This is a genomic window from Actinosynnema sp. NPDC002837 (assembly GCF_040295345.1).
GTDB lineage: Bacteria > Actinomycetota > Actinomycetes > Mycobacteriales > Pseudonocardiaceae > Actinosynnema.
The window spans coordinates 13,016-34,099 of the sequence record NZ_JBEOVG010000087.1; the positions used below are offsets into that span (position 1 = coordinate 13,016).

At 71.4% G+C, this 21,084-nt stretch carries 12 protein-coding genes and 1 pseudogene; 5 read left to right on the forward strand and 8 right to left on the reverse strand.

The features are described 5' to 3' along the window. Positions 1-335: 335 nt before the first annotated feature. The 4 genes from ABTZ99_RS36520 to ABTZ99_RS36535 all read right to left on the reverse strand — a co-directional run bounded on the left by ABTZ99_RS36520 (position 336) and on the right by ABTZ99_RS36535 (position 3,951). Positions 336-608 carry a GlsB/YeaQ/YmgE family stress response membrane protein gene (locus ABTZ99_RS36520; RefSeq protein WP_499617787.1) on the reverse strand — a complete coding sequence of 91 codons (273 nt, stop codon included), beginning with the start codon at positions 606-608 and terminating at the stop codon, positions 336-338. A 295-nt stretch (positions 609-903) separates the two neighbouring features. Further along, positions 904-2,151: a PP2C family protein-serine/threonine phosphatase gene (locus tag ABTZ99_RS36525; protein WP_499617788.1), complete on the reverse strand. Its 1,248-nt coding sequence runs from the start codon at positions 2,149-2,151 to the stop codon at positions 904-906. 407 nt (positions 2,152-2,558) lie between these two features. Then, entirely contained in the window at positions 2,559-3,122 is a 564-nt protein-coding gene (locus ABTZ99_RS36530; RefSeq protein ID WP_499617789.1) for a TetR/AcrR family transcriptional regulator, read from the reverse strand. Next, the gene (locus ABTZ99_RS36535) at positions 3,115-3,951 is read right to left on the reverse strand and encodes an alpha/beta fold hydrolase (RefSeq protein WP_499617790.1); all 837 of its coding nucleotides are present in this window, start codon (positions 3,949-3,951) and stop codon (positions 3,115-3,117) included. Before ABTZ99_RS36535 ends, ABTZ99_RS36530 begins: the two co-directional genes overlap by 8 nt. Before the next feature lie 599 nt (positions 3,952-4,550). On the opposite strand from ABTZ99_RS36535, the gene ABTZ99_RS36540 reads away from it, so the two are divergent. The 3 genes and pseudogenes from ABTZ99_RS36540 to ABTZ99_RS36550 all read left to right on the forward strand — a co-directional run. After that, positions 4,551-6,329 (forward strand): helix-turn-helix domain-containing protein, encoded by a 1,779-nt coding sequence (locus tag ABTZ99_RS36540; RefSeq protein ID WP_499617791.1) that lies wholly within the window; start codon positions 4,551-4,553, stop codon positions 6,327-6,329. An 84-nt stretch (positions 6,330-6,413) separates the two neighbouring features. Next, positions 6,414-12,440, forward strand: coding sequence for a DNRLRE domain-containing protein (locus tag ABTZ99_RS36545; protein ID WP_499617792.1), 6,027 nt, complete (start codon positions 6,414-6,416; stop codon positions 12,438-12,440). 382 nt (positions 12,441-12,822) lie between these two features. After that, positions 12,823-13,083: pseudogene (locus ABTZ99_RS36550) on the forward strand (HAD hydrolase family protein); the annotation flags it as partial. A 226-nt stretch (positions 13,084-13,309) separates the two neighbouring features. Here ABTZ99_RS36550 and ABTZ99_RS36555 read toward each other — a convergent pair. Together ABTZ99_RS36555 and ABTZ99_RS36560 are read right to left on the reverse strand one after the other, a co-directional pair. Beyond that, complete coding sequence (locus ABTZ99_RS36555; protein WP_499617793.1) at positions 13,310-14,230, reverse strand: ABC transporter ATP-binding protein; 921 nt, start codon at positions 14,228-14,230, stop codon at positions 13,310-13,312. 176 nt (positions 14,231-14,406) lie between these two features. After that, entirely contained in the window at positions 14,407-15,630 is a 1,224-nt protein-coding gene (locus ABTZ99_RS36560; protein WP_498786653.1) for a DUF4032 domain-containing protein, read from the reverse strand. 146 nt (positions 15,631-15,776) lie between these two features. Here ABTZ99_RS36560 and ABTZ99_RS36565 point away from each other — a divergent pair, with 146 nt between their 5' ends. Together ABTZ99_RS36565 and ABTZ99_RS36570 are read left to right on the forward strand one after the other, a co-directional pair. Further along, positions 15,777-16,751: a Gfo/Idh/MocA family protein gene (locus ABTZ99_RS36565; RefSeq protein ID WP_499617794.1), complete on the forward strand. Its 975-nt coding sequence runs from the start codon at positions 15,777-15,779 to the stop codon at positions 16,749-16,751. A 25-nt stretch (positions 16,752-16,776) separates the two neighbouring features. Beyond that, positions 16,777-17,775: a YdcF family protein gene (locus tag ABTZ99_RS36570; RefSeq protein ID WP_498786650.1), complete on the forward strand. Its 999-nt coding sequence runs from the start codon at positions 16,777-16,779 to the stop codon at positions 17,773-17,775. A gap of 100 nt (positions 17,776-17,875) precedes the next feature. Here the strand turns inward: ABTZ99_RS36570 and ABTZ99_RS36575 are convergent, their stop codons facing one another. Both ABTZ99_RS36575 and ABTZ99_RS36580 read right to left on the reverse strand, forming a co-directional pair. Then, a complete protein-coding gene (locus ABTZ99_RS36575; protein WP_499617795.1) occupies positions 17,876-19,681 on the reverse strand; it encodes a S9 family peptidase in 1,806 nt (601 codons plus the stop codon). Continuing rightward, positions 19,678-21,027, reverse strand: coding sequence for a M20/M25/M40 family metallo-hydrolase (locus tag ABTZ99_RS36580; RefSeq protein WP_499617796.1), 1,350 nt, complete (start codon positions 21,025-21,027; stop codon positions 19,678-19,680). The genes ABTZ99_RS36575 and ABTZ99_RS36580 overlap by 4 nt, the downstream gene beginning before the upstream one ends. Between the last annotated feature and the right edge of the window lie 57 nt (positions 21,028-21,084).

A 21,084-nucleotide genomic window follows, 5' to 3' on the forward strand; every position in this document is an offset into this window, starting at 1 on the left:
TCGTGCCGCACACCGGCGGCCTGTGCGACCTGGTGACCGACCACGCGGGCCGTTTCAACGCGGTTGACGTGTCCGGGGTGGACATCGATGAGCCGGTCGGTTGACCGGAAGTTCGTCCCGCTGCGTGTCCCGTGCGTCGATGGACGGGGCAGCGTCACTGTCCGGCGATCAATCCGCGATGCCGGGCGAGTGGGGTCTCGGGCCTGACCGGGAAGACTCCGTGCCATCGCCACTGGTTCGGCTTCCCGTCGCTCGACTCGGGGTGTGCGGCATCAGGAAGTGGTCGGGCCCGCCGGTGGGTGACCGGCGGGCCCGAGTGGTTCGGCGGTGTCGTGTCAGCTGTGTACGCGGTGGCCGCGCTTGGTGACGACGTGGTAGATGCCGAGCACGATCAGCGAGCCGAGGATGGCGAGCAGCCAGGTGCTCAGGTCGAAGAAGCTGCCGATGTCGGAGCCGGAGATGGCGCGGCCGATGAATCCGCCGATGATGGCGCCGACGATGCCCAGGAGCATGGTGATGATGATGCCGCCGGGGTCCTTGCCGGGCATGATGGCCTTGGCGATGGCGCCGGCGATGAGACCCAGAACGATCCAACCCAGGATGCCCACGGTGGTTCCTTGTCCTCGTGCCACGGCGCCTTCTGCGACGCGGCGTGGTCGCTACAGGCACCGGGTTGCCCAACTACGCCCCATTTCACACCTGTGTGAACTCCTCGCTGTCACCCGCGGCGCCGGCGAACGGCGAGCTGGGCCGTGCACAACCAGCCGATCATCGACCTGGCCGCCGCGCGGGCCACCCGCGCCGAGGCGTTGGTGCGGCGGCAGCACCCCGGGCCCGACCGGCGCGTTCACCGCGCCGACTGGTCCCGTCCGGGCGCCGACCTGCCCCGGGGGCGCAGCCCTGTCACGCCGGTCCGGCAGGTGGCGTGGCCGGGCGGGCGGGTCCGGGGCGGTGGCGGGTCACGAGCACGGCGATGTCGTCGGTGGCGGGTTGGGTGCCGACGAGGCTCGCCATGACCTCGGCGCAGACCATCTCCGCGGTGGCCGGCACCACGTGCCCGAGCAGCTCCTCGAGTCGGCTGTCGAGGTCGATGCCGCGGCGTTCGACCAGCCCGTCGGTGTAGAACGCCAGCAGCGCGCCGGGTGGCAGGTCGAGGGTCGCGCCTCGGCGACCGGTGACGGCCAGGTGGTGTCCGATAGGCGGTCCGACCGGAGCCTGGACCAGGTGGGACAGTTCGCCGGGGATGGCCAGCACGGGTGGCAGGTGGCCGGCCAGCGCCAGGTCGACGCGGGCGGTGGTGGTGTCGATCACGGCGTAGGCGACCGTGGCCATGGTGTGGGCCTCGAAGTGGCTGGCCTTGCGGTCGAGCTTGCCGAGCACCTCCGCCGGGTCGGGGAACTCCAGGGCGTAGGCGCGCAGGGCGCTGCGCAGTCGTCCCATGACGATGGCGGCCGGTAGCCCGCTGCCGACCACGTCACCGATGACCACGCCGATGCGGTCGCCGGGCAGCGTGAACACGTCGTACCAGTCGCCGCCCACACCGTTCTCCGCGCCCGGCACGTAGCGCGCGGCGAACTCCCAGTCGGGAGTGGTCGGCAGCCGGCCGGGCAGGAGGCTCTCCTGGAGCAAGGCCGCCGCCGCCAGTTCGGACCGCGAGCGGTGCAGGTGCGCCGCCGTCGCCAGCCGATCGGCCGCGAGTTGGAGCAGGCCGACGTCTTCGTCGGTGAACCGGCGGGCAGCCGTGCTGCCGATGTGCAACACACCGATCAGCCTGCCTTCGGCCACCATCGGCACGCCGAGCATGACCTGCAGACCGCGCTCCCACAGCAGGGGGTTGAGGACGGTGGTGGGATCGACGTGGTCGATCTGCACCGGCTCCCGACGGCCGGCGACCGTGCCGGCGAAGCCCGAGCCCACCGGTATCCGCACGCCTTGGAGGACTTCTTCCTGCAGGCCGGCGGTCGCCCTGGCCACCAGGTGCCCGCCGCCGGAGTCCACCAGGAGCACCGTGGCGGTGTCGACCGCGAACAGCGACCGCAATTGCTGCAGCAGCACGTCGAGCAGCTTGTCCAGGTCGAGCTCGCGCAGCCCGCTGTCGGTGATCGCCTCCAGCACCTGAAGCCGCCGAGCCAACCGCCCGGCATCCGTCATCCGCCCACTCCGTCCTGATCGTCGAGCACACCCGAACGACAGCACGAGCGTGTGACAAGGGCCATGCGAGCAGGCGCGGAACGACTGGATGTACCTGTGACCGTAGTACGGCCCGCGGACGAGTACCACCGCGGCCGGCTCGGCCATCGGACGCCGATGCAGACCGGCTCCGTCCAGCAGACCCTTCCCGCGTCCTGCCACGAGGGTTCCGGGCGAGGGTGCGGTCATTTTATCAGCGCCCCGACACGCCACCTCCTGCGGCGGCGGTATCGGTCCGCGCTGTCGACGACGGGTGACATACACGCCTCCGAATCCCACATCCGCACCTGGAGATCAACTCAGCTGGTTGCTCGCGGAACCGGGTTCGAGGAGCCTCTTGTGAGGTCCCGGTTCCTCGTGGGTGAGGTTCACGTGCGGCGGTGGGGTGTTCGCAGGCCGGTGACCACCATGTGGATCAGCAGGTCGTAGGTGTCGTCCAGCTTCTCGGGTCGTTGGAACGCGTTCTGCGCTTGCAGCACCGCGAAGCCGTGCATGGCCGCGCGCAGGCAGCGGACCGCGTGGATGGCTTCGGTGTCCTGCATGTCGTAGGCACGCAGGGCGGCCAGCATGATGTCGACCAGCCTTGCCCCGGCCTGCGCCGCCGTCGGCTCGGGTGTCTGGACGAGCGCGGAGTAGCGGTGCGGGTGCTCCACCACGTACTCGCGCCAGGTTGTCATGAGCGCGCGGATCGCCTCGTCGGCGGATCGGCCGAGGACCGCCCCTCCGATCCGCTCGGCCAGGTCGTCGATGATCCGCACCGACATGAGCGCGCGCAGCTCGGCCAGGTTGCGGACGTGCTTGTAGAGCGACGGCGTGGCCACGCCCGCGCGGGAGGCCACTGCCGCCAGGGTCAGCGCGGCGGGGCCCTCGTCGTCGACCAGGCGCAGCGCGACGTCGACCACCGCGTCCGCGGACAGCGCCGCCCTAGCCACGGGCGCCCGCACCGAGGAAGGCCAGGACCACCGTGGCGACCTCGGCCGGGAACTGCACGTGCGGGTAGTGGCCCGCCCCCTCGATCACCTCGACCCGGCCCAGCCCCGGGGGCATGGCCGCCACGATGCCCTCGCCTTCGGCGCGGGCATCGGTCCAGTCGGGGTCCAGCGAGCCCTCGACGACCAGCGCGGGGCAGCGGATGTCGCCGAGCCGGGCGCCCGCGTCGGTGGGCGCGGACATGCCCATGCTGCCCACCACCGCCATCCGGCCGGGCCTGCGCAGGTCCGCGTCGAGGGCGGCGACGTGCTCGACGAAGCCCGCCGGTTTGGCGCCGGGGTAGGCGTGGTCGAGGTAGCGCTTCCACAGCGCGACGCTGCGGAACACCCCCGCGCCCATGAGCAGCGCCATCCCCTTGCGGTAGCGGGGGTTGGAGAGCAGGCCGCCGAAGTCGACCTTCTGCGCCCGGGTGAACGGGCTGATCTGCACGATGGCGCTGACCGACTCGGGCTCCCGCGCGGCCGCGATGGTGACGGAGCCGCCGGTGAACGAGTGACCCACGAGCACGGCCGGACCGCCCAGGTGTCGGACCACGGCGAGCAGGTCGGCGGCCGAGTCGGTGCGGCTGTAGGAGGCCCAGCCGGTGCTGGACTCGCCGTGGCCGCGCTGGTCCACACTGGCGACTCGGTACCCGGCGTCGGCCAGTCGGACGGCCATCTCGCGGTAGGCGGCCCGGTTGTCGCCCATGCCGTGGGCCAGCACGATCAGCGGCCCCTCGCCGATCACCTCGTAGGCGAGCAGGCCGCCGTCCAGCTCGAGGAACTGCGTCATGTCGATCCCCTCACGGCTAATGACTATTAGCTTAAAAGCTAATGGCATTAGCCGTGCCTGTCAACCGACTCGTACGGGCGGAACCGCCGCGCCGACTCCGAGCGTGATGGGTCATCGTCGGCCGTCGGCGGACGAACACCGAGGCATCCGCGCTCGGCCTGCCGCAGGCAGCGGGGGCACGATCACCGGCGACGGATCGCGCGGACCTGGAAGGTGTGCCGGCGGTCGCTCGTCGAGGAGGCGTGGCTGTTACGCCTGCGGCGGTACCGCTGCCGGCCGGTTCCGGTTACTTGATTCACGCTCGGGATGGCCTCCGTGCCCCGGCCGTGGTGGTCGACAGGTGGCCGTGAGGCGTCATCGGCGGTCGACGATCAGGGCTTCCACCACCGGGACGATGCGCAGGGTGTCGTTGGTGGGCACCGCGGTCTGACGGGTCTCACCGCCCACGACCCAGTCCACCACCAAGGAGAAGCGGCAGTCGCACGCCTTCGTCGGAAGTTGACGGCGAAGTCCTCCGGCTCGCCCTTGCTCACCTGGTACGGGAAGTCGGGCGCATTCTCGGCAGGCACGACGTCGGCTTCGTGGCACGGCATGCTGCCGTGACGTTTCGCAACCGGCCTCATCCGGTCTGTTACGGGAATGGCGGGTTCGCCGATACACGAGTCGAGGGGCCGGAGCGTCTGGCCGATCGTGATCGGGGGATCATGGCCGGGAATTCGCGATCCCGAGAGCTCGGAGACGAGCTCGAGCGACTCAAGCTCGCCAGTGGCCGCAGCTACGAGAGCATCGGTCGGAAGGTCCACCTGAGCAAGTCCGCCGTTCACCGGTACTGCACGGGAGCGAACGCGCCGCAGGAGTTCGCCGTCGTCGAGCGCATCGCGTCGGCGTGCGGCGCGAGCCGGGACGACATGATCCTGCTGCATCGCCTTTGGTTGCGCGCCACGGATTCCGCGAACGAGGTCGCCGACGACGAAGCGCCCGCCGAGGCCGTTCACTCGCCCGAACCGCCGAAGCCGCTCACGCCGATGGCCCCACGACCCGGCCGGAGGGTCCGGACTCGGCGCCTGACGGCGCTGGCCGTCGTCAACGCGGTGTTGGCCGTGATCCTGGTGTCGAGCACGACCGGCACGCATCTGGCCGCGACCGCCCCGGACCGGTCGGTGGACCAGCGGCTCACCGGGCCCGCCTGGACGCTGCCACCGGCTCCCGTGCCGAGCGCGCTGTTCGGCGTCACGATCAACAGCGCCACCGGAGCGATGCCCGCGTTCCGCGTCGGCGCCGTCCGGTTCTGGGACGGCGGCACGCGGTGGTCCGAGATCCAGCGGCACCGCGGAGAGTTCGACTGGGCGGTGCTGGACCGACTGGTGAGCGGTGCGGAGCGAGCGGGTGTTCCGCCCCTGTTCGTCTTCGGGGGCACCCCGAAGTGGGCCGCCCCGGACGGCCCGGTCGCGCCGTACCCGGACGCCACCGCCGCACCTCCGACCGACCTCTCGGACTGGGACCTGTTCGTCCGGACGCTGGTCGATCGCTACCGGGGGCGGATCGAGGCGTACGAGCTGTGGGTCCTCGCCAACGACCGCAAGTTCTACGCGGGCAGCGTGGAGACCCTGATCGAGATGTCCCGCCGGGCCGGGGACATCATCCGGTCGAGCGACCCGGACGCGACGGTGGTGTGCCCGGGGATGGGGGAGCTGTGGACTTCCGAGGGCGTGGCCTTCCTCCGGCGCTTCGCGGAACTCGGCGGGTACGACCACTGTGACGTCGCGGGCATCAAGCTGTTCAAGCGACAGGCGTCCGACCCGCCGGAAACGATGGTGGACCTGACCGCGTCGATCGATCGGGTCATGCACCGAGCCGGAGTCCACCCGCGGTTGTGGAGCACCGGCACCGCGTACTCGATCGCGTTGCAGGAACCCCTCGACGAGGCCACCGCCCGCAACCACGCCGTGCGGTTCTTCCTGGTGGGGATCTACGCGCGCAAGGTCAACCTCGAACGGATGTACTTCTACAACTGGGGCGGTACGAGGATCCCGATCGTGCTTCAACCGGTTGGCGGAGTGCCGACGAGCGCGGCGCTGGCCGTCGAGCAGTTGCAGCGCTGGCTGCACCACGCCCACAGCCGTGCGTGCGGCCACGGCGCCCCGGCGAACCTGCCGGACAACGTGTGGCAGTGCGAGTTCACCGTGACCGAGCCCGGCCAGACCTACGACGCCACGATCCGCTGGACCGACGAGGGAACCGCCACCCTCACGGCCGGTCCTCGCAGCCAGGAATTGCGCCACCTCGACGGGAGGGTCGAGAAAGTGCGATCGGGAGACACGATCACGGTCACCGAAGAGCCTGTTCTCATCGCCGCGAGTACCGATCCCCGCCGCTGACGGGAATCAACACAGTACCGCCGCAGCGTCCCGCCGCTGCGCGTTCTCGCAGGTCAACGCCTACATTTCGTCCCACCATCCCTGGTGCGGCCCCTGCGCTTGTTCCCGCGTCACGTGCCGATCAAGCTGCGTGTGCCCGACGAGTACGCGTTCTGCTCGACCGGAAGGATGGTTCCGTTGCGCGCCTTCTTCAAAGGAAGATCACTGGTCAGCGCGGCCCTGACCGTGACCCTGATCGGGGCATCGGTCGTGGCCCTCCCGTCGGTGTTCCCGACGCGCGCGGAACGGCCGGAGACGGCCGCCGGAGGTCCCGCGCCGGACGGGACGTCGGCGTTGCGCACCGCGCGCTTGCGCAACGCGCCGGTCGAGGTGGTGGGACAGCGCACGGAAACGTCCACCACGTGGGCGAACCCCGACGGCTCGTTCCGCACCGAGTTGGCCGCGGGCCCGGTGCGGACGAAGAAGGACGGGGAGTGGCTCACGGTCGACCCGGCGCTGCGGGTCGACCGGGACGGCGTCCGGCCGAAGGCGACGGGGTGGGAAGCGACGTTCGCGCGTGCGAGGGGCGCTCGCGAGCAGACGACAGCGCTGGTGTCGACCCAGGTCGGCGGCCACGACGTGACCATCGGTTGGCAGGGGGCACTGCCCGAACCCGAGGTCGACGGCGTGAAGATCACTTACCCGGACGTGCGGCCGGACACCGACCTCGTGGTGGAGTCCCGCCGGTCCGGCTTCGAGCAGTACTTCGTGCTGAAACGGCGCCCTACGGGACCGGTCTCGTTCTCGGTGCCGATCACGGTGGAAGGGCTCGAGGCCGTCCGCACGTCGCCCGGCGGCATGGTGGAGTTCGTGGACGACGCCGGCACCGTGATCGCGACCATGCCGCCGCCGCGGATGTGGGGAGCGGAGCGCGACGAACGCCTCGGTGAGCCCACGCGCTCGACGCCCGTGGACCACGAAGTGAACCAGTCCGGTGACGCGGTCACCGTGACCCTGCGCCCGGATCAGGGATTCCTCGCCGATCCGGCCGTTGCCTACCCGGTCACCGTCGACCCGTACCTGGTGTTCCGCACCACCTTCGACACCTACGTCGACACCACCCAGGGCAACACGCCGAAGCACACGCAGATCGAACTCCAGTCGGGCACCAACGGCGAGAAGATCGCCCGATCGCTGCTCAACTTCGACGTCGGCCCGCTGCGTGGCGCGACCGTCGAACAGGCCCGGGTCATCGTCTGGAACGACAACTCTTACGTGTGCGAGCCGCGCCCGGTCGAGCTGTGGTCGACCTCCGGTCCGGCGGACGCGACCACCGTGTGGGCCAACCGGCCGACGCTCGGCCAGCGCTACGACGTCAAGGTCGAGTCCCACCACCACAACTCGTGCGGCGGTTCGGCGTGGATCCACTTCAACGCCACCGAACTGGTGCGGAGTTGGTTGGCGACGCCGAACAACCTGCACTCGGCGCTGATCAAGGCGGGCGACGAGAAGAACATCAAGGACTGGAAGAAGTTCCAGTCGGCGGACGCCGCGTCGGCGTGGCCCCGGCTCGACGTCACCTACACGTGGCCGCTGCGGCTCAGCGCGCCCGCCGTGACGCCGTCGACGGCTCCGGAGGCCAGCCCGACGTGGACGCGGTCGGACCGGCCGACGCTCAACGCCCGAGTCGAGGACGACGACGACCTCGCCGACGAGGTGACCTTCGAACTGCAGGAAGCCGGTGGCACGCCGGTCACCTCGGGCACCGTCACGTCGACGACGCCGAACGCGACCGTCTCCTGGCAGGTGCCGACGCCGCTCACGGCGGGAACGGCGTACCGGTTCCGGGCCAAGGCGACGAAGAACAGCGTTGAGGCGGCATCGCCGTGGCTCACCTTCACCCCCGACTTCGTCGCACCGGCCGCGCCCGCGGTCGCGTCCTCGGACTACCCGGAAGGCCGCTGGGCCGGCGGCACCGGCACGCCCGGGTCGTTCACCGTCACCCCGCCGACCGCCGACGTCTCGTGGGTGGTGTGGCGACTCGACGACGGCCCGAGCCAGGAGGTGCCGTACTCCGGCACGCCGCACACGATCACCGTCACACCGGAGTCCGACGGCAGGCACACGCTGACGGCGTGGGCCCGTGACGCAGCCGGCAACGACTCCTCGCCGACGACGTACCGGTTCCACGCCGGGACGGGCGCGGTGACGAGCCCGGAGCCGGGCGCGCGCACAGCGCGGCGGGTCCAACTGTCCGCTCTGGCGCGAGCCGAGCTGACCACCGTCACCTACGCCTACCGGCGCGGTGCGGCCGACACGTGGAAGCCGGTCCCACAGGGCGACGTGCGCCGCAAGTCGGACGGGGCGCAGATCACCTGGCCGGTCGGGGTGTCGAGCGACCTCGTCTGGGACGTCACGCGCACCCTCACGACGGACGGCGTCATCCAGATCAGGGCCGAGTTCACCGCCGGGCAAGCATCACAGGGCGTCGACCTCGTCGTCGACCGCGCCGCCGACGCCGCCGCGAGTGAGCAGATCGGGCCTGGCACCGTCAACCTGCTGACTGGCGACTACGCGTTGTCCGCCGACGACGTGTCGGCGTTCGGCGTGGGCATCTCGCGCACGTTCTCCTCACGCGATCCGCTGGCCGGCGCCGAACAGGACGGCACCGTGGCGATGTTCGGGCCCGCCTGGACCTCCGGCGGGACCTCGCAGGACGCCGTCGGCCAGTTCACCCAACTCCGCGCCACGTCGGCCACGTCGGTCGAGGTGGTCCGCACCGACGACACGGCGGTGGGATTCACCCGGGACGTCGACGGGACGTGGGTCCCGCAGCCGGACGCCGGCGAGTTGAGCCTGACCCACGACGCGTCGAACGACCGCTACAGCCTGCGGGACACCGAGGGGCGCACCACCGTGTTCGCCAAGGTCGCCGCCGAGGTCAGCACCTATGCGGTCCGCACCACCTTCCCCGCGACCGCCAACGCCGAGACGGTCTACGTGTACGACGCGGTGGTCGGCGCCGACCACAAGACCCGCGCCCGGCTGCGCAAGATCATCCCACCGACAACGGCGGTGAGTTCCCCGGCGCAGTGCGACGTGGAGGTCCCGACGACGCTGCCGCACGGCTGCCGGGTCGTGGAGCTGGTGTACGCGCCCCGGACGACCGCGACCGCCACCGTGCTCGGTGACTACACCGGTCAGGTGAGCCTGATCAAGGTGTGGGAGTCCGGTGCCACCGTTCGGGAGACGGGTCTCGGTCGGTACGCCTACGACACGCTGGGACGGCTGCGCGAGGTGTGGGATCCGCGGCTCAGCCCGGCGCTCAAGACCAAGTACGAGTACGACTCCGGGCGGATCAGTCGCCTGACGCCGCCGGGTGAGCTGCCGTGGACGTTCTACTACGGCCGCGCCGGAAACGACGACACGGCCGGTGACGGGATGCTGCTCGCGGTGTCCCGCCCGGCGCTGGAACCCGGCACGAAGAACGAGGTCGAGGGCGACGCCCTGACCACGCTCGTCTACGACGTCCCGGTGAGCGGCCAGGAGGCGCCACACGACATGGCGGAGTTGTCGGTCGCCGCCTGGGCGCAGCGCGACGCGCCCACCGACGCGACGGCGATCTTCCCGGCGGACCAGGTGCCGGGCAGCCACACCGGGCGTGACAACCTCGGCGCCGGCGACTACCGGCGCGCCACCGTGCACTACCTCAACCCCGATGCCCGGGAGGTCAACGAGATCCAGCCCGGCGGGCACACCAGCACGACCGAGCACGACGAGTACGGCAACGTGGTGCGCACCTTGTCCGCTGCCAACCGGCAACTCGCACTGGGCGACGGTGCTCGGTCGACCCACCTGGGCATGGCGGACAAGTCCCCCGCGGAGCGAGCGGCGTTGCTGTCGACCACCACGGTCTACGAGGCCGACGGGCAGCGCAAGACGCACGAGTACGGCCCGCTGCACGTGATCCAGTTGGCGAACGCAGTGCCGGCGACCGGGGGTGTGCCGGTGCTGCCCGTGGGCAGCCGCGTGCCGGCACGCACGCACAAGGCGGTCTTCTACGACGAGGGCCGGCCGGCGGACGGCAGCGCGAAGGTCGAGAACAAGGAGACCCGGGAGGTGACCGGAGCCGCGATCACCGGCTACCCGGTCGACGCCGACCAACGAACGCGTACGACCGAGTACGACTGGACGAACGGGCTGGAGACCAGGACCGTGCAGGACCCGGGTGGTCTGGCACTGGCGACGACCACGGTCCACGACCCGCAGGGCCGTCCGATCGAGTCGAGCCTGCCCGCGTCGAGTGGCAACGACGCCGCCACGACCGTCACCACCTACTACTCCGCGGCCGTCGGCGGTCACTGCGGCGGCCGGCCGGAGTGGGCGGGCATGATCTGCCGGGTCGAGCCGAAGGCACCCATCACCGGTGGCGGCGCGAACCCGTCCGACGGGGTCGTCAAGACCACGACCTACGCGGCGAACGGCCTGGTGGACCAGACGATCGAGTCGGCAGGCGGCGTCTCCCGCGTCACCAGCACGACCTACGACCCTGCGGGCCGCAAGGTGACGGTGAAGGTCACCGGTGGCCTGGGGGCACCCGTGCCCGCGGTCACCACCGAGTACGACCCGGCGACCGGAAGGGTCGCTCGAACGGTGGGCTCGGACGGTGCCGCGGTTGCCGTGGGTTATGACGCCCTCGGTCGGGTTCTGACGTACACGGACGCCGATGGCGGCCGCACGACGTACCACAACGACGCGCTGAACCGCCCGGTGAAGGTCACGAACACCGTGCCGTCGGAGGTCACGTACGAGTACGACACCACGAGAGAACCGCGTGGACTGGCTGTGGGGATGACGGACTCGATAGCCGGCACCTTCACCGCGACGTACGGTCCGGGCGGGGAGATCGTCGAGCAGAAGATGCCGTCAGGCGTGATCATGCGCGATACCGTCGACGAGACCGGCGTGTCGGTACGGCGCAGCTACACCGCCGCGAACAGCGTGGTCCTGCTCGACAGCACGTCGAGCAACTCGGTGCACAACCAGGTGCTGACGCAGGCTGATCTGTCCACACAGCACTTCCAGTACGACGCCGTGGGTCGCTTGGTCCGCGCGGACGACACGTGCGTCACCCGGTCGTACGGGTACGACAGGAACTCCAACCGCACGTCGAAGCAGACCACGACCTGCCAGGGGGGAAACACGGTCGAGGCGCACGCGTACGACACGAAAGACCGGTTGGTGGACGAAGGCCACGGCTACGACGCCTTCGGTCGAACGGTGACGATGACAGGCGGGGCGGGCCGCCTGACCTACTACGTGAACGACCGAATCCACACCCAAGCCGTCGGTGGTGCGGAGCAAACCTGGACGATGGACGCCACGTCCCGCGTCCGCTCCACCGCTCTGGAAGGCGGCTGGACCCGGATCAACCACTACGGAACCGAACACGACACCCCGGACTGGATAGTGGAGGATCGGTCGACGAACGCGCTGACCCGCAACGTCAAGGGCCTGGACAACGACCTGGCGGCAACGACCTCGGCGTCCGGCGACGTGCAGCTCCAGCTGACCGACCTGCACGGCGACATCACGGTGGTCTACGATCCGGCGACCGCGACTGCCACGACCCGGGCCACGGACGAGTTCGGCGTCCCCCGGCAGGGCCAGGCGCCCACGAGGTACGGCTGGTTGGGCGCCGCCCAGAGATCGTCCGAAACCCTGGACGGCACGATGGTGATGGGTGTGCGCCTGTACAACCCCGCGACAGGCCGCTTCCTCCAAGTCGACGCGGTCGCCAACGGCAACGTCAACAGCTATGACTACTGCGTGGGCGACCCGAACAACTGCAGTGACACCAGCGGCTACAACCCCAACTGCGAGTGGAGATGGGGGATGAAGATGTGTGGTCGCATCATCAACCTGACCCCGTTGCCGATCCTGGTGGCGAAGGATTGGGGAACCAAGAGCCCGACCAAGTGGCTGTGGCCCGGGGGCAGGACGACGTGGGGCCAGGATTGGGATGGTGTGAAGGTTTTCGCCTGGGGCCGGGTGTACGGAGTGTGGATCGCGCCATGGAGGTGGTTCCACATACGCAACTCGCCACGGTGGTTGCCGGCCATCATCTACTGAACTGATCGCGATGACCGCCCCGATCCCCCTGTCCTGGGGGAATCCGGGCGGTCGTCGGATCGCACAGGACGGCAAGGTGTGCGTGGCCGTTGGCGAAGGTGAGGTCGGCGCTGCTCGCGAACGGGGCACAAGCCGCTCGGCCTCGCCGACGACCTCCGGAGCGTGTGGGCCTACGGAGCGGGTCAGGCGATGGGGGAACGGCTCGGGGTGCTGCCGAGGCCGTCGCCGGCGCGCGGGTTGGGCAGGGCGCGGGACGTGCTCGTCCGGGGGCTGCGCAACGGCGCGGCCGGTGTCGCGCTGTACGCGGCGTTCCGGTCCTGTCCGCCGCGCGTGCGGCCACCCCGCGCGAACGGGCCGGGAGGTGAGAGCGCTCATCTGAGACCTGGACGGGACGCTGGTGAAGACCGGGAACGTCGTCCTCGACGAGGACGTCGAGATGTTGCGCCACGTGCGCGACAGCGGTGTCCGGACCACGCTGATCACCGGCCGCCCTTCGCGGGCCCTGTCCGACGTCCCCGCGGAACCCCTGTTGCTCTTCGCGAAGGTCCTCACGTCCAACGGCGCTTCGGTGGTTACCGGCGGTCGGGTGCGGATCATCGCTCCGCTCGACCGGGGCCAAGGGCTCGAGTGCGTTACGGCGCTCCGCGCGGTCGATCCGACGGTGGCGTGCGCCACGGAGCTCGAGACGACCTTCGGGTACGAGCGGGGGTACGCCTGGTGGCCGGCCACCGACACCGAGCCCGGTGCGGTGTGCGCCGACATCGCCGCCCTGTTCCACCTCGGCCGGCCCGCGACGCGGTTGCTGTGCCGGAGCGGGACGCGGAGCGCGGCGGAACTGGCCCGCACGGCCGAGGCCGTCGACTCTCGCCTCACCGCGCCGCGGTCCGCCATAGTTCCGGCACCGGTCGATCCCCGAGCCGCAACCGGACGCTGCGTGCGCCGTCCTCTGTGGAGTCGTGCGCGAGTTCCGCGGGGAGGTGTGGGATGTCGCGGTAGGTCAGCACCACCTCCGCGGGCAGGTCGGCGTGGGCGCGCAGCTCGGCGAGGTCGCCGTCGAACGCCGCCGAACCGTCCTTGATGATGACGACGCGATCGCTGAGCGCTTCGACGTCCTTCATGTCGTGGCTGGTCAGCACGATGGCGGTGCCGAACGTCCGGTTGATCTCGCGGAAGAGGTCCCGCACGACCACCTTGGCCTCGACGTCCAGGCCGATCGTCGGCTCGTCGGCGAACAGCAGCGTCGGCCGGTGGAGCAGGGCCAGGGCGAGCTCGCAGCGCATGCGCTGCCCGAGCGAGAGGTGGCGGACCGGTGTGTCGAGGATGTCCGTGATGCCCAGCAGGTCGCCGAGCTGCACCACCGTCGCCGCGAAGTCGTCGCGGGAGATCTCGTACATGCTCCGGTGGATCCTGAGCGACTCGCGGGTGGACACGTCCCACCACAGCATCGCCTTCTGGCCGAAGATCACCGAGATCCGGGACAGGAACGAGTACGACCGGTCCGCGGGCCGCTCACCGCACACTTCCAGGTCGCCCTCGGTCGGCACCAGGAGCCCGCACAGCATCTTGACGAGAGTGGTCTTGCCCGCCCCGTTGCGCCCGAGCAGGCCGACGATCTCGCCCCGTCCGACGGTCAGGTCGACGCCGTGGACGGCCCGCACGCTCGTGAGCTCGCGGCGGAAGAGGCTGCGGACGGCGCCCGACAGCCCTTGTGGTTGCCGGTGGAACTCGTAGGTCTTCCCCAGGTTCTGCGCCTTGATGACCGGTTCGGTCGCTGAAGAACGCGTGCGCAAGGTGAACTCCTCACCGATCGCGCAGGGCAAGGGGATCGGCAGACGTCCACGCTTGGCGCTCCAGCCCTGAGGAGCAGGTGACACTGTAGCGCCGTCCTCGTCCGGGCCGGTGGATCCGGACCGGACGTCAGCCGGTGGGGCGAACCGCCGACGGCGTCACCCCGGGCTCGTCACCATCAGTCGAGGTCGTCGTCCTCGTCGTCGACCTCGGTGTCCCGGTTCGGCAGCACGGTGGCCAGGTAGGAGCGCAGCGCGGCGGTGGTGCCCACGTCACGGCCCGCGTTCTCGGACAGGAACCAGCGGTGGACCAGGACCTCGTGGAACAGCTCCGCCGGGGCCAGGACGCCGAGCAGGTCGGGCGGCACGGCGGCGACCACCGGGTCGTAGACCTCGTTGCGCCACAGGTGGCCGGCGGTCGTCTCGGGCACGGGCGCGCCGTCGCGCTGCTCCAGGTAGGCGCGGAACGAGCGCAGGTCGTTGAGCAGGCGCCTGGCCTGCCCCTCCTGCACCTCCAGGCCGGTGAGCTTGAACAGCTCGCGGCGGCTCTGGCCGATCTCGGCGACCCGGATGTCCACCCGCAGCCGCGCGCCGCTGTCCGAGGTGACCAGCTCGACCTCGTCGACGTCGAAGCCGAGGTCGTTGAGCCGGCGCAGGCGTTCGGCGACCCGGTAGCGCTGCTCGTCGAGCTGGAAGAACTCCTCGCGGGTCACCTCCTCCCACAGCGCGGCGTACCGGCGGGGCACGCTGTCGGCGACCTCGATCGGGTCGATGTCCGACGGCAGCAGGCCGCCGGCCTCGAGGTCCATCAGCTCGCCGCCGATGCGCTCACGGGCCAGGTCCACGTCGTAGGTCCGCTGGCCGGCGGACAGCTCCGGGTGTCGCTCGACGGTCTCGGCGTCGACCAGGTAGGCGGCCAGGTTGCCCGCGTCCAGCCGGAACAACGTGTTCGACAGCGAGCAGTCGCCCCAGAACGTGCCGGACAGGTGCAGCCGGACCAGCAGCCCGACCAGCACGTCCACCAGGCGGTCCGCCGAGTGCTCGACGCGCGGGCTGGAGAACAGGTAGCGGTAGGACATCGAGTGGTCGAGGTAGCGGGTGACCAGGATGGCCTGCTGGTCGTCCGGGCGGTCGACGCACAGCCCGAGCACCGACACCGAGGGCATGCCCTCCCGCTCCAGGTCGCCGAGGATCGAGTACTCGTGCCGGGCCAGCGACTCGGCGATCTCCTTGAGCGCGTACACGCGGCCCTCGCTGGCCACGAACCGCACGACGTGCCGCGAGATACCGCGTTGGGGCACGGTCAGCAGCAGCTTCTCGTCCCACTCCTCCAGGGGCTGGGCCCAGGGCAGCGAGAGCAGTCCACCGGCCTCGCTGGCGGGTGGGCGGAAGAGGAATCGCATGTGCTCCCCGAGGCTGGTGCGCGGACGACGCTGAAACTACCTCGTCACGGCACCGTCGAGCCACGCGATGTGTCCTGGTCGTCACGATCAAGAAGGCCCTCGGCGGTTCGGCGAGGCGGATACTGCCGGGTGTGGACGCTGCCGGGGTGGGACCCATTGACGGACGGACGCGGGTCGGGCTGGTGGGGGTCGGCACCATCGCCCGGACGCACCTGGAGGTGCTCGCGGAACGGCCCGAGGTGGACCTGGTGTTCACCGTCGACCCGCACGCCGGGCCGCCGGTGTTCCGGGGCGCGACCCCCGCGCACTACCGCGACCTCGACGACGCGTTGGCGGCGCACCGACCGCACCTGGTGGTGATCGCCACGCCGGCGGACTCGCACGCCGACCTCGCCACGTCGGTGCTGACCGGCTCCGCCGCACGGGTGCTGGTGGAGAAGCCCTTGGCGCCGGACCTGGCGTCGGTGGACCGGCTGATCGGCGTGGACGGCGCGCACGACCGGCTGTTCACCGCGCACCACTTCGCGTTCTCGCCCGAGGTGGAGTGGGCGGCGGACCTGGTGGCCGCGCACCCGGAGTGGGGGCCGGTCACCTCCATCACCTCGGCGTTCAACGACCCGTACGTGCTCAAGGGCGACCAGGCGTTCACGTCCTACCTCTCGGCGTGGACCGACTCGGGCATCAACCAGCTCACCGTGCTGGCCCGGTTCGTGCAGGTCAGCGTGGTGACGTCGCTGCGGGACGAGCGCACGAGCTGCTGGGCGGTGGCGTCGTTCCGGTCCCGCGGCGCGGTGGGCACGGCCCGGTTGCACACCAGCTGGCGCACCGGCGCGAGCAGCAAGTCCACCGCGTTGACCTGCGGTGACGTGGAGGTGTGGCTGGACCACACGGCGATGACCGCGTTCGCGTTCCGGGGCGGTGAGCTGCTGGCCGAGCACGGCGGCGACGGCCGGACCCCGCGCAAGGTCGCCCACTACCGCCCGCTGTACGCGAGCCTGCTGTCCGACCGGCCGGACCCGATCCTCGGTCTCACCACCGCCGCGACCCTGACCGGACTGCACGCCACCGCCGGCCGCCTCGGGCCGCGGACGCCCGCAGGCGTGCTGGACGACTTCGAGTGACCGCCGGCCGTCTACATTGGCCCGCATGATCTTCGGGATCGCGGCGCTCGTGCCCGCCCTGTTCTTCGTGATCGGCGTGATCCGGGACCGGCGGCGGCTCGGCAACGCCGTGTGGCTCGGTGTGACGCTGGTGTTCCTGCTGCTGTGGCTGGTGTTCCGGGCCTCGGCGAACGGCGGCTGGTCCGCCGTCGTCGTCGGCTACGCGTTCGTGGCCGTGCTGCTGGGGTTGGGTTTCGTGCTGCCGACCGCGTTGATCGCCAACGGCGTGCTCATGCTGCGCCGCGAGGGTTTCGGCCTGGCCAACCTGCTCTCGCTGCTCGCCGGCCTGGCGATCTTCGGGGTGGTGCTCGCGTTCGGCTTCGCCACCGCGCACACCGGGCCGGTGGTCGACGCGCTGATCGGGTCGCTGCTGATCGTCGCGGCCTACGTCGCGTTCCTGTTCGTCAGCCTGCTGCTGTACTCGATCGTGTACGGCAGCATCGGCCGCCGCACGGGCTTCGACGCGGTGATCGTGCTCGGGGCGGGCCTGATCGGCGACCGCGTGCCGCCGCTGCTGGCCGCACGGCTGGACCGCGGCCTGCACCTGTACCGCCGCGAGGTGGCTGCGGGCCGCACGCCGCTGCTCGTCGTCTCGGGCGGGCAGGGGCCGGACGAGGCGGTGTCCGAGGCCGCGGCGATGCGCGACTACCTGCTGCGCCGCGACGTGCCGGACGAGCTGATCGTGCTGGAGGACCGCGCGACGACGACCGAGCAGAACCTGGCGTACAGCGCGCGGCTGCTCGCCGAACGCGACTGGACCGGCCGGGCGGTCGCGGTGACCAACAACTTCCACGTCTTCCGCGCCGCCGTGCTGGCCCGCAGGCTGCGGCTGCGCATGCAGATCATCGGCGCCCCGACGGCGTGGTACTTCCTGCCCAGCGCGTTCCTGCGCGAGTTCGCCGCGCTGCTGGCCCAGAACCCGCTCGTCCACACCCTCACGTGCGGCCTGCTGGTCGGCCTGCACCTGCTGCTGGCCCTGTCCTGATCCCGCCCGGACGACCTCACACCCGGACGGTGAGCGAGGCGAGCCCTGCGGCGGCGGTCGGCGTGCCCGGGTCGAGGTGAGCCCGGTTCCCGTGCGGTCGTCAGCGGAAGTGGTCGGCGAACCAGGAGACGATCAGCTCGACGGTGTCGGCGAGCCCGGCCCGGTCCCACTCGTGCCCGACGCCGGGGTGCAGCACGAGCCGCGCCGGTTTGCCCAGCTCGCGCAGCCTGCCGTACATCCGCTCGGACTCCGCCGGGTCGACCCTGGTGTCGTTCTCGCCGTGCATGATCAGCACGGGCGCGGTGAGCCGGTCGGCGTGCTCGAGCGGGCTGCGCTCGGTGAGGACGGCCACGTCGGCCGGGTCGTCGGGATCGCCGATCCAGTCCACCGCCCGCTTGCGCCAGGTCGGCGGGAACGACCGGATGTCGTTGAGCAGGTCCGACGAGCCGCACTCGCTCACACCGGCCCGCCACAGGTGCGGCAGCCTGGTCAGGCACGACAGCGCGGCGAACCCGCCGTAGGACGCGCCGTGCACGCCCAGCCGGGCCGTGTCGGCCCACGGCACGTCGTCGAGCAGCCGCGCCGCCGCCTCCAGGTCGGCCAGGTCGCCGCCGCCCCAGTCGCGGTAGATCAGCCGCTGGTAGCGCATCCCGTAACCGGACGAACCCCGGATGTTGGGCGCGAGCACGCCGATCCCGCGTGCCAGCAGCGCCTGCACGAGCGGGTCGAACCCCGGCTTCGCCTGGAACTCCGGTCCGCCGTGGACGGTCACGACCACCGCCGCCCGGTGCTCCGCGCTCGCCGACGGCGGCCGGTAGAGCAGGCACGGGACGGTCTCGCCGTCGGCGCTCGTGGTGCGCACGACGGTCGGCGGCACGACCGCGCCCGGCAGCCGTGCCCCGCAGTCGGTGAGCCGCCGCGCCTCGTCCCGGTCCAGGTCCACCAGGAACAGGTCGGTCGCCGCGTCCGGCCGGGCGAGCTGCACCAGCAGCTCACCCGACGCGGTGAACCTCGGGGCGAAGCCGTCGAAGCCGAACTCGGCAACCGAGACCCCGCGTGGCAGCCCGGTGACGTCGGCGGGTGCTCCTCCGACGTCGGCCCACCTCAGCCGGGTGTAGCCGTCCTCGTTGACGCCCCACGCCAGCCGCGTGCCGTCCGGTGAGAGGGCGGCGCCCTCCACGTCGGCCTCCGGCGTGTCGATCCAGGTCAGCCCACCGTCCAGGGACAGCGTGGCGAGACCGAGGAAGTCACGGCCCTGCGTCGTGCACAGGTGGACGCCGGACGAGTCGGGCAGCCACGCGACCGGGTGGTACTTCGCCGGACCGTCGTGCGGGGTGAGCAGCCGGACCTCGTCGGTGGCGAGGTCGCACGCGAACAGGTCCTGCTCGGTGTTCTGGTGCAGCCGCAGCACGAGCAGCAGCCGTGCGTCGGGGGAGAAGCCCATCGGCAGGTAGCGGTCGTCGCCGCGCAGCACCATCCGCTCGTCGCCGGTGCGCAGGTCGCGCACCAGCACGTCGAACACCTCGCGGTCACGCGCGTTGCTCGCGTAGGCCAGCAGCGCCCCGTCCGGGCTGTAGGGCCGGCCGGTGCTGCCGTACGGCGTGCCGATCTCGCACCGCACGCCCTCCTCGGCGACCAGCCACACCACCTCGCCCGTGGCCGGGTCGACCTCGGCCAGCCGGTGGTCCTCGCCGCCGTCCGGGTCGGTCAGCACCAGCAGCCGGGCGCCGTCCGGCCGCCAGACGCACCGGCGGACCGACCCGGGCACCTCCACGTGACGCGGGGTGCCGCCCAGCGGCGACACCCACGGCTGCGGGCGGCCGGAGGCGTCGCTGACGCACACCACGGACCTGCCGTCCGGGCTCGGCTCGGCGCCGGTCAGCCACTCGAAGTCGGTCCAGGTCATCGCCCCGCCTCCGCGATCGCGTGCTGCACGGTGGCGGCGGCGACGATCCCGCGCCGGAACCAGCCCAGGTCCAGGTTCTCGTTGGGCGCGTGGTTGGCCTCGTCCACGTTGGCCAGCGGCACGCCGTAGCAGGGCACGTCCCACGCGTCGGTGAACGCGGCGATCGGCAGGCTGCCGCCGAGCGCCGGCACGAGCAGCGGCGGTTCGCCCAACCCGGCCTCCGCGCCGGCCAGGACCGCGTTCGTCCACCGGGTCTCCGGCAGCGTCCGGGAGGGCTGCATCGCCGCGCCCTCGACCAGGTCCACGTCCGGCGCGTGCACGGCCAGGTGGGCTCTGAGGGCGGCGAGCACCGCTTCCGCCCGTTGCCCGCCGACCAGCCGCATGTCGCACCGCGCCACCGCCCGGTTCGGGATGACGGTGCGGTGTTCCGGGGTGTCCTCGCAGCTCAACGAGTTGATCGTGAACGTGGGCGAGGCCAGCCGGCGGCTGTAGCCGAGGTCGGCGGGCGGTTCCATCGCGGTGACGCCGATGCCCGCGAGGGTGGCGGGCACGTCGACCGGCAGCCGGTCCAGCGCGTCGCGTTCACGGGGGCTCAGCGGGACGACGTCGTCGGTGACGCCGTCTACCAGGATCCGGCCGTCGGGCGAGCGCATGGTCGCCAGGGCGTGCACCAGCCGCCACGCGGGGTTCGGCGCGACACCGCCCCAGTTGCCGGAGTGCAGCACGCCGGACGCGCCCGTGGTCCGCAACTCGAACGTGACGACGCCGCGCACGCCGAGCACCACCGCGGCGCGGCCGGACTCGTGCACCGGGCCGTCGCTCCACACCACCAGGTCCGGCCGGTCGATCCCGCGCAGCACCGACGCCAGGTGCGGGCTGCCGATCTCCTCCTCGCCGTCGAGCAGCACGGTCACCCGGCACGGCAGGCCACCGGTCAGCTCGCGCAACGCCCGCAGGCCGAGCAGCTGGGCCAGGTGCTGGCCCTTGTTGTCACCGGCGCCCCGGCCGTAGAGCCGGCCGTCGCGGAAGTCGGGCGTGAACGGCGGGGTGACCCACTCGTGCGGCGGTCCGGGTGGCTGCACGTCGTAGTGGCCGTAGACCAGCACGTGCGGCGCGCCGGGCGGGCCGGGCGCGGCGCCCAGCAGGGCGGGCCAGCCGTCGGTCTGCCTGATCTCGGCCTGGAAGCCGTTGCGCCGCAGCAGTTCCGCGCCGTGCGCGGCGGCGTCCGCCATGCCTTCGCCCGTGCGGCTGATGCTCGGTCGGGCGACCCACCCGGCCAGTTCGGCCAGCAGTTCGCCGTTCCGTTCGCGCACCCACTCGCCGACCCGCCGCGCCAGTCCGTCCACGCCACACCCCTAGTGATTTCACGAAGTGCAATCGATAGCAGTGAACCAAACCACTGG